This window comes from Aquipseudomonas alcaligenes (genome assembly GCF_003205495.1).
Classification (GTDB): Bacteria; Pseudomonadota; Gammaproteobacteria; order Pseudomonadales; family Pseudomonadaceae; genus Aquipseudomonas; species Aquipseudomonas alcaligenes_B.
The window spans coordinates 252,297-265,984 of record NZ_QJRX01000005.1; the positions used below are offsets into that span (position 1 = coordinate 252,297).

The 13,688-nt window shown below is 65.8% G+C and carries 12 protein-coding genes; 4 read left to right on the forward strand and 8 right to left on the reverse strand.

Translation table 11 applies throughout. The annotated features are described in order from the left end of the window. Positions 1 to 21: 21 nt before the first annotated feature. The gene (locus tag DMO17_RS11380; RefSeq protein WP_110682600.1) at positions 22 to 1,488 is read right to left on the reverse strand and encodes a glyceraldehyde-3-phosphate dehydrogenase; all 1,467 of its coding nucleotides are present in this window, start codon (positions 1,486 to 1,488) and stop codon (positions 22 to 24) included. 133 nt (positions 1,489 to 1,621) lie between these two features. Between DMO17_RS11380 and mfd the strand changes: the two genes are divergently transcribed. Both mfd and DMO17_RS11390 read left to right on the forward strand, forming a co-directional pair. Next, a complete protein-coding gene (mfd, locus tag DMO17_RS11385) occupies positions 1,622 to 5,062 on the forward strand; it encodes a transcription-repair coupling factor (RefSeq protein WP_110682601.1) in 3,441 nt (1,146 codons plus the stop codon). Positions 5,063 to 5,074: 12 nt separating this feature from the next. After that, positions 5,075 to 5,599, forward strand: a complete 525-nt coding sequence (locus DMO17_RS11390) for a CsiV family protein (protein WP_110682602.1) — start codon at positions 5,075 to 5,077, stop codon at positions 5,597 to 5,599. A 57-nt stretch (positions 5,600 to 5,656) separates the two neighbouring features. Here the strand turns inward: DMO17_RS11390 and DMO17_RS11395 are convergent, their stop codons facing one another. The 4 genes from DMO17_RS11395 to DMO17_RS11410 are packed head-to-tail and all read right to left on the reverse strand — an operon-like array spanning position 5,657 to position 8,698. Continuing rightward, positions 5,657 to 6,394, reverse strand: a complete 738-nt coding sequence (locus DMO17_RS11395; protein ID WP_110682603.1) for an S-methyl-5'-thioinosine phosphorylase — start codon at positions 6,392 to 6,394, stop codon at positions 5,657 to 5,659. 13 nt (positions 6,395 to 6,407) lie between these two features. Beyond that, positions 6,408 to 7,406: a beta-N-acetylhexosaminidase gene (gene nagZ / locus DMO17_RS11400; RefSeq protein ID WP_110682714.1), complete on the reverse strand. Its 999-nt coding sequence runs from the start codon at positions 7,404 to 7,406 to the stop codon at positions 6,408 to 6,410. 19 nt (positions 7,407 to 7,425) lie between these two features. After that, entirely contained in the window at positions 7,426 to 7,950 is a 525-nt protein-coding gene (locus tag DMO17_RS11405; protein WP_110682604.1) for a L,D-transpeptidase, read from the reverse strand. Between the two features lie 40 nt (positions 7,951 to 7,990). Then, complete coding sequence (locus tag DMO17_RS11410; protein ID WP_110682605.1) at positions 7,991 to 8,698, reverse strand: TetR/AcrR family transcriptional regulator; 708 nt, start codon at positions 8,696 to 8,698, stop codon at positions 7,991 to 7,993. A 243-nt stretch (positions 8,699 to 8,941) separates the two neighbouring features. Between DMO17_RS11410 and lexA the strand changes: the two genes are divergently transcribed. Continuing rightward, a complete protein-coding gene (gene lexA / locus DMO17_RS11415; protein WP_110682606.1) occupies positions 8,942 to 9,553 on the forward strand; it encodes a transcriptional repressor LexA in 612 nt (203 codons plus the stop codon). Between the two features lie 17 nt (positions 9,554 to 9,570). Then, complete coding sequence (gene sulA / locus DMO17_RS11420) at positions 9,571 to 10,041, forward strand: SOS-induced cell division inhibitor SulA (protein WP_110682607.1); 471 nt, start codon at positions 9,571 to 9,573, stop codon at positions 10,039 to 10,041. A 40-nt stretch (positions 10,042 to 10,081) separates the two neighbouring features. On the opposite strand, the gene DMO17_RS11425 is transcribed toward sulA, so the two are convergent. The 3 genes from DMO17_RS11425 to topA form a co-directional block, all read right to left on the reverse strand. Next, positions 10,082 to 10,315, reverse strand: a complete 234-nt coding sequence (locus DMO17_RS11425; protein ID WP_110682608.1) for a hypothetical protein — start codon at positions 10,313 to 10,315, stop codon at positions 10,082 to 10,084. A 169-nt stretch (positions 10,316 to 10,484) separates the two neighbouring features. Beyond that, a complete protein-coding gene (locus DMO17_RS11430) occupies positions 10,485 to 11,006 on the reverse strand; it encodes a DUF6586 family protein (RefSeq protein WP_110682609.1) in 522 nt (173 codons plus the stop codon). A gap of 71 nt (positions 11,007 to 11,077) precedes the next feature. Beyond that, the gene (topA, locus tag DMO17_RS11435; protein WP_110682610.1) at positions 11,078 to 13,687 is read right to left on the reverse strand and encodes a type I DNA topoisomerase; all 2,610 of its coding nucleotides are present in this window, start codon (positions 13,685 to 13,687) and stop codon (positions 11,078 to 11,080) included. Position 13,688 lies beyond the last annotated feature (1 nt).

Sequence of the window (13,688 nt, forward strand, 5' to 3'; positions counted from 1 at the left end):
TTTTGCATCCTGCCCTGGCGCTTAGTGCGGGAAGGCCGGCGGGTTGACCCCAGCCATGTCTTCCATCACGCGCACCACCTGGCAGCTGTAGCCGAACTCGTTGTCGTACCACACGTACAGCACGACACGGTTGTCGTTGGCGATGGTGGCTTCGGCATCGACCACACCGGCGTGGCGCGAGCCGACGAAGTCGGTGGACACCACTTCCTGCGAATTGACGAAGTCGATCTGCTTCTGCAGCTCGGAGTGCATGGCCATCTGGCGCAGGTACTCGTTGATCTCTTCGCGGGTGGTGGCCTTTTCCAGGTTCAGGTTGAGGATGGCCATGGACACGTTCGGCGTCGGCACGCGGATGGCGTTGCCGGTCAGCTTGCCCTTCAACACCGGCAGGGCCTTGGCGGCGGCGGTGGCGGCACCGGTCTCGGTGATCACCATGTTCAGCGCGGCACTGCGGCCACGACGGCTGCCCTTGTGGAAGTTGTCGATCAGGTTCTGGTCATTGGTATACGAGTGAACGGTCTCGACGTGGCCGTTGACGATGCCGTACTTGTCATTCACGGCCTTCAGCACCGGCACGATGGCGTTGGTGGTGCAGGAGGCGGCGGAGATGATCTTGTCGTCGGCGGTGATGTCGCCATGGTTGATGCCATGCACGATGTTCTTCAGCGCGCCCTTGCCCGGCGCGGTCAGCACCACGCGGTCGATGCCCGGGCACTTCAGGTGCTGGCCCAGGCCTTCGGCGTCACGCCACTTGCCGGTGTTGTCCACCAGCAGGGCGTTCTTGATGCCGTACTGGGTGTAGTCGATGGACGCCGGGTCGTTGGAGTAGATGACCTGGATCAGGTTGCCGTTGGCGGTCAGGGTGTTGTTGGCTTCGTCGATGGTGATGGTGCCGTCGAACGGGCCGTGCACGGAATCGCGACGCAGCAGGCTGGCGCGCTTGACCAGGTCGTTCTCGGCACCCTTGCGCACGACGATGGCACGCAGGCGCAGGCCGTCGCCACCACCGGTCTTCTCGATCAGGATGCGCGCCAGCAGGCGGCCGATGCGGCCGAAGCCGTACAGCACGACGTCGGTGCCTTCGCGGCCGGCGCCATTCTGCTTGCCGGCCACGTCGGCCAGCTCGTCCTTGGTGAACTGCTCGATGCTGCGACCGGCGCCTTCGGCCTTGAACTTGGCGACCATCTTGCCCAGGTCCACGGAAGCGGCGCCCAGCTTGAGCTCGCTCATGGTCTTGAGGATGGGGAAGGTGTCATGCACGGACAGTTCGTTCTCGCCGTCCAGACGGTGACGGGCGAAACGGTGGGCCTTGAGGATATCGATCACCGAGCGGTTGATCAGGCCACGGCCGTAGATCGAGGTCACGACGTTGTTGTTGCGGTAGAGCTGGCCGATCAACGGAATCATCGCTTCCGCGAGGGCTTCACGGTCGATCCACTCACCGAGACACTGGTCGGGCTTCTGAGTCACGAGCAATACCTTCCACATGTAGGGGCTGAAAAAAGGGGCTACATGATATGCCTTGGCTCAGCCCCGAGCAATGCGCGCCTGTCGCCACTGACAGCCGCCACCTCGCCTCGCTACAATCGCGCACTTCTTTTCGCCTGGGGCCGCGACACCCGTGTCCGTACTGCAACTGCCGAAACTGCCCGGCGCCGCCGGCAAACAGCACTGGGGCAACCTGCCCGGCGCCGCGCTGAGCCTGGCCATCGCTGAGGCGGCAAGCGCCGCCAAGCGCTTCACCCTGCTGCTGACCGCCGACAGCCAGAGCGCCGAACGCCTGCAGGAAGAGCTGGCGTTCTTCGCCCCGGACCTGCCGGTGCTGCACTTCCCGGACTGGGAAACCCTGCCCTACGACGTCTTCTCGCCGCACCAGGACATCATCTCCCAGCGCATCGCCACCCTCTACCGCCTGCCGGAGATCAAGCACGGCGTGCTGGTGGTGCCGATCGCCACCGCCCTGCACCGCCTGGCGCCGACCCGCTTCCTGCTTGGCTCGGGCCTGTTGCTGGACGTCGGCCAGAAGCTCGACGTCGAAGAGATGCGCGCGCGCCTGGAGGCCGCCGGCTACCGCTGCGTGGACACCGTCTACGAGCATGGCGAGTTCGCCGTGCGCGGCGCGCTGATCGACCTGTTCCCCATGGGCAGCGAGACGCCCTACCGCATCGACCTGTTCGACGACGAGATCGAGACCCTGCGCACCTTCGACCCGGAGACCCAGCGCTCGGTGGACAAGGTGGAGTCGATACGCCTGCTGCCGGCCCGCGAGTTCCCCCTGGAGAAGAAGGCCGTCACCGATTTTCGCGGGCGCTTCCGCGAGCGCTTCGACGTCGACTTCCGCCGCTGCCCGATCTACCAGGACCTGGCCTCAGGCATCACCCCGGCCGGCATCGAGTACTACCTGCCGCTGTTCTTCGAGGAGACCGGCACCCTGTTCGACTACCTGCCGGGCGACACCCAGGTGTTCTCCCTGCCGGGCATCGAGCAGGCCGCCGAGCAGTTCTGGCTGGATGCGCGCAACCGCTACGAGGACCGTCGCGTCGACCCCGAGCGCCCGCTGCTGCCACCGGCCGACATCTTCCTGCCGGTGGAGGACTGCTTCGCCCGCCTGAAGCACTGGCCACGCGTGGTGGTCAGCCATGAGGACGTGGAAGTCGGCGTCGGCCGTGAGCGTTTCGACGCCCGCGCCCTGCCCGACCTGGCGATCCAGGCCAAGGCCAGCGAGCCGCTGGCCGCCCTGCGCCGCTTTATCGAGGAATATCCGGGCCGCGTGCTGTTCTGTGCCGAATCCGCCGGGCGCCGCGAGGTACTGCTGGAGCTGCTGGCGCGGCTCAAGCTCAAGCCGCTGGAAGTGGCCAACTGGCACGAGTTCACCGAAAGCCGCGAGCGCCTGGCCATCTGCATCGCACCGCTGGACGAGGGCCTGCTGCTCGACGACCTGGCCCTGGTCGCCGAGAGCCCGCTGTTCGGCCAACGAGTGATGCAGCGCCGCCGCCGCGAGAAATCGCGCGACGGTGGCGACAACGTGATCAAGAACCTCACCGAGCTGCGCGAAGGCGCGCCGGTGGTGCACATCGACCACGGCGTGGGCCGCTACCTGGGCCTGGTGACCATGGAGTTCGACGGCCAGGCCGCCGAGTTCCTCGCCCTGATGTACGCCGAGGAAGCCAAGCTCTACGTGCCGGTGGCCAACCTGCACCTGATCGCCCGCTACACCGGCAGCGACGACGCCCTGGCGCCGCTGCACCGCCTGGGCTCGGAAACCTGGCAGAAGGCCAAGCGCAAGGCCGCCGAGCAGGTGCGCGATGTGGCGGCGGAATTGCTCGACATCTATGCCCGCCGCGCCGCCCGCGAGGGCTATGCGTTCAAGGACCCGGCCGCCGACTACGCCACCTTCAGCGCCGGCTTCCCCTTCGAGGAGACCCCGGACCAGCAGGCCGCCATCGACGCGGTACGCGAGGACATGCTGGCCGGCAAGCCGATGGATCGCCTGGTATGCGGCGACGTCGGCTTCGGCAAGACCGAGGTGGCCATGCGCGCCGCCTTCATCGCCGTACACAGCGGCAAGCAGGTGGCTGTGCTGGTGCCCACCACCCTGCTCGCCCAGCAGCACTACAACAGCTTCCGCGACCGCTTCGCCGACTGGCCGGTGACGGTCGAGGTGATGAGCCGCTTCAAGACCGCCAAGGAAGTCAACGAGGCGGTGGCCAGGCTAGCCGAAGGCAAGATCGACATCGTTATCGGCACCCACAAGCTGCTGCAGGACGACGTCAAGTTCCACAACCTCGGCCTGGTGATCATCGACGAGGAGCACCGCTTCGGCGTGCGCCAGAAGGAGCAGCTCAAGGCCCTGCGCAGCGAAGTGGATATCCTCACCCTCACCGCCACGCCGATTCCGCGCACCCTGAACATGGCGGTGTCGGGCATGCGCGACCTGTCGATCATCGCCACCCCGCCGGCGCGGCGCCTGTCTGTGCGCACCTTCGTCATGGAGCAGCACGACTCGGTGATCAAGGAAGCGCTGCTGCGCGAACTGCTGCGCGGCGGCCAGGTGTACTACCTGCACAACGACGTGAAGACCATCGAGAAGTGCGCCGCCGACCTGCAGGCCCTGGTGCCCGAGGCGCGCGTCGGCATCGGCCACGGGCAGATGCACGAGCGCGACCTGGAACGGGTGATGAGCGACTTCTATCACAAGCGCTTCAACGTGCTGGTGGCCTCGACCATCATCGAGACCGGCATCGACGTGCCGAGCGCCAATACCATCCTCATCGAGCGCGCCGACAAGTTCGGCCTGGCCCAGCTGCACCAGCTGCGCGGCCGGGTCGGCCGCAGCCACCACCAGGCCTACGCCTACCTGCTGACGCCGCCGCGCAAGGGCATGACCGAAGACGCGCAGAAGCGCCTGGAAGCCATCGCCAATGCCCAGGACCTCGGCGCCGGCTTCGTCCTGGCCACCCACGACCTGGAAATCCGCGGCGCCGGCGAGCTGCTCGGCGACGGCCAGAGCGGGCAGATCCAGGCCGTCGGCTTCACCCTCTATATGGAAATGCTGGAACGGGCCGTCAAAGCCATCCGCAAGGGCGAGCAGCCCAACCTGGAGCAGCCGCTGGGCGGCGGTACCGAGGTCAACCTGCGGGTGCCGGCGCTGATCCCCGACGATTACCTGCCGGACGTGCACAGCCGCCTGATCCTCTACAAGCGCATCGCCTCGGCCGCCGACGAGGACGCCCTGAAGGAGCTGCAGGTGGAGATGATCGATCGCTTCGGCCTGCTGCCGGAGGCGACCAAGAACCTGATGCGCCTGACCCTGCTCAAGCTGCAGGCGGAGAAGCTCGGCATCAAGAAGATCGACGCCGGCCCCCAGGGCGGGCGCATCGAGTTCGCCGCCGACACCTGCGTCGACCCGCTGACCCTGATCAAGCTGATCCAGAGCGCGCCGGCTCGCTACAAGTTCGAGGGTGCCACCCTGTTCAAGCTCCAGGTGCCCATGGAGCGCCCGGAAGAACGCTTCAATACCCTGGAGGCGCTGCTGGAGCGCCTCGCCCCGCCATCCGCCTGAAAGGACTGACCCATGCGCGCGCTTCGCCCCCTCCTCCTGCTGCTCTGCCTGCTGGCCCCGCAGGCCTTCGCCGACGGCCTGTTCCAGATCGAAGTGATCGTCTTCCGCCAGGCCGGCGAGGCCCTCTCCTCCAGCCAGCCGGCGCCGGATGACTGGGCCGTGGGCGCCAGCCCCATCGCCGGCAACGAGCGCGGCACCGCGCTGAACGACGAGGCCGCCAAGCTCAACCCGGGCAACGGCTACCAGGTGCTGCTGCACAAGGCCTGGGCGCAGAACCTGACTGCCGCCCCAAGCAAGGCGGCACTGAGCACCGGCAACGAACAGTTCGGCCACTTCCCGGTGGAGGGCGTGGTGTCCTTGAGCGAACAGCAGCGCCTGATCGACCTGGAAGCCGACTTCTGGATCAACCGCTTCGACACCGACGGCCTGCTCACCGGCAGCGAGCGCGTGCGGCAGAAGACCCGCCTCAAGCTGAACGAGCTGACCTACCTGGACAACGGCAGCCTGGGCGTGCTGGTGAAGATCACCCAGCCCTGATCGCGCTGCATGAAAAAAGCCCCGCACTGCGGGGCTTTTTTATTCCGGCCTGATGGCTCAGGCGCTCAGCACATGCCCCAGCACGGCGCGCACCTTGTCGATGCCACGGGCCAGCTCGGCCTCGATCTCGGCCATGGTGATGATGCCGCTGGACTTGCCGGCCGCCGGATTGACCACCAGCGCCAGGCAGGCATAGGGCAGCTCCAGCTCGCGAGCCAGGGCCGCCTCGGGCATACCGGTCATGCCGACGATGTCGCAGCCGTCGCGCTCCAGGCGGGCGATCTCCGCCACCGTCTCCAGGCGCGGCCCCTGGGTGGCGCCATACACGCCGTGGCTGCTGTGCGGGTAGCCGAGCACCTGCAGCGCTTCGATCAGCTTGCCGCGCAGCGCTTCGTCATAGGGATAGCTGAAGTCGATATGGGTGACGTGGTCGATCTCGCCCTCGAAGAAGGTGTGCGCTCTGCCCCAGGTGTAATCGATCACCTGGTGCGCCACGCACAGGTGGCCGCTGCCCATGGCCGCATGGATGCCGCCCACCGCGTTGACCGCGATGATCGCCTCGGCGCCGGCCTGCTTCAGCGCCCAGAGGTTGGCACGGTAGTTCACCTGGTGCGGCGGGATGCGGTGCGGGTGGCCGTGGCGGGCGAGGAACAGCACCTCGTGGCCGGCGTACTCGCCACGCAGCACCGGGGCAGAGGGGGCACCGTAAGGCGTGTCGATGTTCTGCGCCTGCTTGAGGGTCAGGCCTTCCAGCTGGGTCAGGCCGGTGCCGCCGATGATGGCGTAGATGGTCATGCTGCTTCCTTAATCAGTCGATCAGCTGCGCGGCGCGCAGCGCTGCAACGGCCTGCAACCAGCGCGGCTGCTCGCGGTAGTCGGTACGGGCGAAGCCACGCCCACGCATGCGTGCCAGGCCCTTGGGCGGCTGCACCTTGAGGCGCTGCAGGGCGCCGAGAGCCAGCTCGGCAGAGGCGCGGTCGTTGCACACCAGACCCATGTCGCAGCCGGCGCTCAGCGCCGCCTCGATGCGGCTGGCGGCATCGCCCACCACATGGGCGCCGGCCATGGACAGGTCGTCGCTGAAGATCACGCCGTCGAAGCCCAGCTCGCCGCGCAGGATGTCCTGCAGCCAGCGCCGCGAGAATCCGGCCGGGCCGGCGTCCACCTGCGGATAGATGACATGCGCCGGCATCACCGCCGCCAGTTGCTGGCTCAAACGCTGGAACGGGATCAGGTCCCTGGCACGGATCTCGTCCAGGCTGCGTTCGTCCACCGGGATGGCCACGTGCGAATCGGCCTCGGCCCAGCCGTGGCCGGGGAAGTGCTTGCCGGTGGCGGCCATCCCCGCCGCGTCCATACCGCGGATGAAGGCGCCGGCCAGGCGCGTGGCCAGCTCGGCATCGCCCTCGAAGCTGCGGCTGCCGACCACGGCGCTGCGCTGGTGGTCGAGATCCAGCACCGGGGCGAAGCTCAGGTCCAGGCCCACGGCCAGCACCTCGGTCGCCATCAGCCAGCCGCAGTGCTCGGCCAGCTGCTCGGCGTTGTCGTTGTCGGCCAGGGCACGCATCGCCGGCAGGCGCACGAAACCGTTGCGCAGGCGCTGCACGCGGCCACCTTCCTGATCCACCGCCAGCAAGAGGTCCGGGCGTACGGCGCGAATGGACGCGCACAGCTCGCGCACCTGGCGCGGGTCTTCGATATTGCGGGCGAACAGGATCAGGCCGCCCACCTCGGGCTGGCGCAGAATCCGGCGGTCCTCGGCGGTCAGCCAGGTACCGTGGATGTCCAGCATCAGGGAACCAAACAGGGTCGTCACAGAGAAGTCCTTAAACGAGATCGGCCGTGGCCCAGTGCGGGCACGGCGCTTCGTCGATCATCACCGCGCAGTGAGACGGCACGCGGGGAAAGAGGTTCAACAGATCGGCGTTGCGCAGACGCACACAGCCGTGCGACAGCGGCACACCCATGGGCTGATTGTCCGGCGTGCCGTGCAGATAGATGTAGCGGCGGAAGGTATCAACCTGCCCTAGCCGGTTGAAACCCGGCTCGCAACCGCTGAGCCAGAGGATGCGGGTAAGAATCCAGTCGCGACCGGGGAACTGCGCATCCAGCGCCTCCGACCAGACTTCGCCGGTCCAGCGTCGCCCGCGCAGCACGGCGCCCTCGGGCAGGCCCTCGCCGATCTTCGCGCGCACCTGATGGCGACCACGCGGCGTGCAGTTTGAGCCACTGCGCTCACCGGCACCGTTCAGTGCGGTGGAAACCGACAGGCGCACGACCAGCTGCCCGTCGGCAAAGCCGTACAGGCGCTGATCGGCAATGGAGATATGCAGGAAATCGAGCGGGCGCATGGGCCACTAGCTTAGCCCATCGGCCCGCTTGGGCACAGCGTCAGACGGCCTTGGCGGCCGCCTGCGCCTTGTTGCGCGGCTTGAACTGGGCGTTGGCCAGCACTTCGTCGCTCACCCCGCTCTCGGCGCGCATGCCGGCGGCAAGGAAGGGCACCATCAGGCGCATGACCTGCTCGATCGAGGTGTCCACGCCGAAGTCGTTCTCCGCCATGCCCCGCAGGGCCTTGATACCGGACATGCTGAAGGCCGCCGCACCGAGCATGAAATGCACGCGCCAGAAGATCTCCAGCGGTGGCAGCTTGGGCGCTGCCTCATTGAGCAGCAGCATGTAGCGGCGAAAGACCTTGCCGTACACCTCTTCCAGGTACTTGCGCAGGTGCCCCTGGCTCTGGCTGAAGGCCAGGCCCAGCAGGCGCATGAAGATAGACAGGTCATTGCCGCTGCGCGGCTTCACCGCCAGGGCCTGCTCCACCAGCATCTCCAGCAGCTCTTCGAGGCTGGCCTTGCCATCCGGCTTGGCCTGGCGACGATCCAGCTCGCGCTCCAGGCTGACGCAGAAGGGCCCGAGGAAACGCGAGAATACCGCCTGGATCAGCGCCTTCTTGGAGCCGAAGTGATAGTTCACGGCCGCCAGGTTGACGCCGGCCTTGCTGGTAATCAGACGCAGAGAGGTCTCGGCGAAGCCCTTTTCCGCGAACAGCTGCTCGGCAGCATCCAAAATGCGCTCAACAGTTTCTGATTGAGCCATGACACCCTCACCTGACAAACACTTGTTTGAAACATACGTTTCAGGCTACTGCCCTGTCAAGTCTGGCAGGCCCATTCATGGCTGGTCAGTCACGCATTTAACCATAGGCCAGGCAGGGAAAACCCCAACCCGCTCAGCGAGGCAGGAGTAATGGCGCTTTCGCCACAGAGATGAAAGAAGGGTTGCCAGCGAAGAATCACTGTATATAATCACAGCAACTGTATAAACAGACAGACCGCCAGCATGCTCAAACTGACGCCGCGACAATCCGAAATCCTCGCCTTCATCAAGCGCTGCCTGGAGGACAACGGCTACCCACCGACTCGCGCCGAGATCGCTCAGGAGCTGGGCTTCAAATCGCCCAACGCCGCCGAGGAGCACCTCAAGGCCCTGGCCCGCAAGGGCGCCATCGAGATGACCCCGGGCGCCTCGCGCGGCATCCGCATCCCCGGTTTCGAGCCGGCTGCCGCCGAGGAAGAAGGCTTGCCGGTGATCGGCCGGGTCGCCGCCGGGGCCCCGATTCTCGCCCAGCAGAACGTAGAGGACTCCTGCAAGATCAACCCGGAGTTCTTCCATCCCAAGGCCGACTACCTGCTGCGTGTACGCGGCATGAGCATGAAGGACATCGGCATCCTCGACGGTGACCTGCTGGCCGTGCATACCACCCGCGAGGCCCGCAACGGCCAGATCGTGGTGGCGCGCATCGACGACGAAGTCACCGTCAAGCGCTTCCAGCGCAACGGCAACAAGGTCCTGCTGATCGCCGAAAATCCGGAGTTCGCCCCCATCGAGGTGGACCTGGAAGAACAGGACCTGGTGATCGAAGGCCTGAGTGTCGGCGTGATCCGCCGCTAAGCATCAAGGAGAGCTTCATGCAGTTCCCGCAGTCGCTGAATCGTTCGCAACTCCCGCTGTTTGAAGCCTTCCTGGGTGCCAGCATGGCACCACTGCTCGAAGATGCACTGGAAACGCCCTGGATCGATGAACCTGAACCCTTCAGCGAGCTGCGCCTGTCCGGCTCGCCCGGCAACTGCCGCCACCTGCTCGGCCCGGTGTTGCGCGAGCTGAGCCAGAACCAGGACGCCCGCTGGCTGACCCTGGTTGCCCCGCCCGCTTCCATCACTACCACCTGGCTGCGCAGCATCGGCCTCAACCTTGACCGACTGCTGGTGCTGCAGCCACGCGCCGGCCAGGACGCTCTGGAGCTGGCTCGCGAGGCTCTGCGCCTGGGGCGCAGCCATACGGTGGTGAGCTGGATCAGCCTGCAAGCCGGGCAGCGCGCAACCCTCACCAGCGCCGCCCGCCTAGGCAGCGCGCAGAGTCTGAACATCCGCTTGGACTAACGAGGGAATCGAATCAGCTGCACCAATGGGCAGCTGTGGATCAGTGCAGCACGCGCGGCTGTTCTTCGTGCTCCATGTCGCCTTCGGCCAGGCGACCGGCCATCTGCACGCCGACGTTGAGCATGGCCTTGGCCACCTCGACGTGATGCCCCTGCAGGAAGGCCTTGGCATCCGCCGAGAAATCCAGGGTCACCAGCACTTCCTCATCCTCGGCACGGCGCAGGATGATGCGCCCATCGGGCAGTTCGACGATTTCGAGGAAGGAAGTGGACATGGTGTGGATCTCCTAGCAGACAGCCAGTGTAACAGCACCCGCCCGCAGGCCCTAGCCCGCAGGCCGACGGGATGCCCACGGAAGTGCTGGCCACGGGATGCTCTAGCTGCCTGTAATATGCGCGCTAGAGCCTTGCATGATTGCCGCACAACCGCTCAGCGGCAGGACTTCAGCACTCGCTGAGTGACTCACGGTAACGCAGCACCAGTTGTTTGAGCTGCTGGCGCCAGCCTTCCAGCTCCGCATGCCCCAGCCGTGGCGCCTCCTCGGCCTCCAGGCTGACCGTCTGGATCAGCGGCAGGGTCGGGTCGACCTTGGCCGTCTTCGGTGCCTGCGGCGGCTCGAACAGCGCGGCATAGGCGGCCAATAGCCGCGCCAGCCAGCTCTCCGGCTGAGCGGCGATCTCCATCAGCTCGGCGAGCTCGGGTGTCGGGGAACGCTGCAGGACCTCCTGATTCAGCAGCAGCTCGACACGTGGCGCGCGAGCCTCCGCCAGCTTGTAGTAGTCAGCAATCTCGTGACACAGCCCCAGCACGGCCCCATAAAGATGGAACAGCACGGCCTCGCGCTCAGACTGCATCAGCGCCTGGGCATTCATGGCCTCGCCGGCCTCGGCCTTGCGCAGACTCTCCAACGCCAGGCCGGCGAAGAAGATCTTCTGATTGGTACGGGTATAGGGCTCGTGAGCCATGGCCTACTCCTCGACTGCGAGAGCGGAACATGCCGGGTGCATGAGCACCCGGTATCAGAGGGCAACAGAGATCAGCGCTTGTCTTCGACCTTCCACTTGCCGCCATCAAAAAAAGCGCGCCAGCCGGTGGGCTTGCCGTCCACCTCGCTCTGCACATACTGTTCCTTGGTCTTGCGGCTGTAGCGGATCACCGCCGGACGGCCATCGGGATCCTTGGCAGGAGCTTCCAGCAGGAAGTGGTACTTGGGATCGATCTCGTCCTTGTGCGGGATCAGTTCCAGCACCAGCGGCGCACGGGTCTCACGGTTCTTGGGGAAGCCGCTGGCGGCGAGGAACAGGCCGGAAGCCCCGTCACGCAGCACGTAGGTGTCGTCGACCTTCTCGCACTTGAGTTCAGGCATCGGCACCGCATCCATCTTCGGCGGCGCCGCCTCGCCGTTCTTCAGCAGCTTGCGGGTGTTCTTGCAGCTGGCATTGGTGCAACCGAAGAACTTGCCGAAACGCCCGGTCTTCAGCTGCATCTCGCTGCCGCACTTGTCGCACTCCAGGCTCGGACCTTCATAGCCCTTGATGCGGTATTGGCCCTGCTCGATCTCGTAGCCGGCGCAATCCGGGTTGTTACCGCAGATATGCAGCTTGCGGGTCTCGTCCAGCAGATAGGCGTCCATGGCCGTGCTGCAGATCGGGCAGCGGTGCTTGCCCAGCAGCACGCGGGACTCGGACTCGCCCTCGTCGTCCGCGGCGATCTCGTCGCCCGGGATCAGGTTGAGGGTGGCCTTGCAGCGCTCCTTCGGCGGCAGCGCATAGCCGGAGCAGCCGAGGAATACACCGGTGGAGGCGGTACGGATCATCATCGGCCGGCCACAGTCGCGACAGGCGATATCGGTCGGAGTCGGCTGGTTGGCACGCATGCCCTTGTCCGCCGTCTCGGCCACTTCGAGCTTTTTCTTGAAGTCGCCATAGAATTCGTCGAGCAGGTGCTTCCAGTCCCGTTCACCCTGGGCCACGTCGTCCAGATGCTCCTCCATGGCGGCGGTGAAGCCGTAGTCCATCAGGTTGGCGAAGCTCTCGTCGAGGCGCTCGGTGACGATGTCACCCATCTTCTCGGCATAGAAGCGACGGTTATGTACGGTGACGTAGCCGCGCTCCTGGATAGTGGAGATGATCGCCGCATAGGTGGACGGGCGGCCGATGCCGCGCTTCTCCAGTTCCTTGACCAGGCTGGCTTCGGAGAAGCGCGCCGGCGGCTTGGTGAAGTGCTGGCTGGGGTCGAGCTTGAGCAGCTTGAGCGCTTCGCCTTCCTTCATCTCCGGCAGTACGTCGTCTTCGCCCGGCTTGCTCTGTTGCGGCAGCACGCGGGTGTAACCGTCGAACTTGAGGATGCGGCCCTTGGCACGCAGCTCGAAGCCACTCGCCGCCACGCTGACGCTGGTGGACAGGTATTCGGCCGGCGGCATCTGGCAGGCCACGAACTGGCGCCAGATCAGCTCGTACAGGCGCTCGGCGTCACGCTCCATGCCGGACAACTGGGTCGGGCGCAGGTTGACGTCGGACGGGCGAATCGCTTCGTGCGCCTCCTGGGCGCCCTCCTTGCTGGAGTACAGGTTCGGCTTGGCCGGCAGGTATTTCTGACCGAACTCGTTGTCGATGAAGCCGCGCACCATCTCGATGGCGTCGTTCGACAGGTTGGTCGAGTCGGTACGCATATAGGTGATGTAGCCCGCCTCGTAGAGACGCTGGGCCATCATCATGGTCTTCTTCACGCCGAAGCCGAGGCGATTGCTCGCCGCCTGCTGCAGGGTGGAGGTAATGAAGGGCGCGGACGGCTTGCTCGAGGTCGGCTTGTCCTCGCGCTTGACCACGCTGTAGCTGGAGGCTTTGAGCTTCTCCAGCGCCGCCATGGCCTGCGCTTCATTCAGCGGCTTGAAGGCCTCGCCGTTCTCGCGGACCACCTCGAAGCGCACCTTGTCGCTCTTGGCGGTGCCCAGGTCGGCGTGCACTTCCCAGTATTCTTCCGGAACGAAGGCACGGATTTCCTTTTCACGTGCCACCACCAGCTTCACCGCCACCGACTGCACGCGACCGGCGGAGAGGCCACGGGCGATCTTGGCCCACAGCAACGGCGAGACCATGTAGCCCACCACGCGATCCAGAAAGCGGCGCGCCTGCTGGGCATTGACGCGGTTGATGTCCAGCTCGCCGGGCTGGGAGAAGGCCTCCTGGATGGCCTTCTTGGTGATTTCGTTGAACACCACGCGCTTGTAGCGGCTGTCGTCGCCGCCGATGGCCTCGCGCAGGTGCCAGGCGATGGCCTCTCCTTCGCGGTCCAAGTCGGTTGCGAGGTAGATGGTGTCGGCATCCTTGGCCAGGCGGCGCAATTCCTCGATCACCTTCTCCTTGCCGGGCAGGATCTCGTACTTGGCTTTCCAGCCATGCTCGGGATCGACGCCCATGCGCGCGAACAGCTGGCGCTTGGCCTTCTCCTTGGGCGACAGGGCCGGCGCCTCGGCAGCGGCGGCCTTGCCGCGCTTGGCCGGCTCCTTGCTGGCACTGGCGGAACCGCTGGTGGGCAGGTCACGAATATGGCCGATGCTCGACTTCACCACAAACTGGTTGCCCAGGTACTTGTTGATGGTCTTGGCCTTGGCCGGGGATTCCACGATGACCAGCGATTTGCCCATG

Bases quoted from the DNA above. Each gene is read 5' to 3' on its own strand.
- DMO17_RS11380 (WP_110682600.1), bottom strand. From the start codon at position 1,488: ATGTGGAAGGTATTGCTCGTGACTCAGAAGCCCGACCAGTGTCTCGGT.
- DMO17_RS11390 (WP_110682602.1), top strand. From the start codon at position 5,075: ATGCGCGCGCTTCGCCCCCTCCTCCTGCTGCTCTGCCTGCTGGCCCCG.
- DMO17_RS11395 (WP_110682603.1), bottom strand. From the start codon at position 6,394: ATGACCATCTACGCCATCATCGGCGGCACCGGCCTGACCCAGCTGGAA.
- DMO17_RS11405 (WP_110682604.1), bottom strand. From the start codon at position 7,950: ATGCGCCCGCTCGATTTCCTGCATATCTCCATTGCCGATCAGCGCCTG.
- DMO17_RS11410 (WP_110682605.1), bottom strand. From the start codon at position 8,698: ATGGCTCAATCAGAAACTGTTGAGCGCATTTTGGATGCTGCCGAGCAG.
- lexA (WP_110682606.1), top strand. From the start codon at position 8,942: ATGCTCAAACTGACGCCGCGACAATCCGAAATCCTCGCCTTCATCAAG.
- sulA (WP_110682607.1), top strand. From the start codon at position 9,571: ATGCAGTTCCCGCAGTCGCTGAATCGTTCGCAACTCCCGCTGTTTGAA.
- DMO17_RS11425 (WP_110682608.1), bottom strand. From the start codon at position 10,315: ATGTCCACTTCCTTCCTCGAAATCGTCGAACTGCCCGATGGGCGCATC.
- DMO17_RS11430 (WP_110682609.1), bottom strand. From the start codon at position 11,006: ATGGCTCACGAGCCCTATACCCGTACCAATCAGAAGATCTTCTTCGCC.
- topA (WP_110682610.1), bottom strand. From the start codon at position 13,687: ATGGGCAAATCGCTGGTCATCGTGGAATCCCCGGCCAAGGCCAAGACC.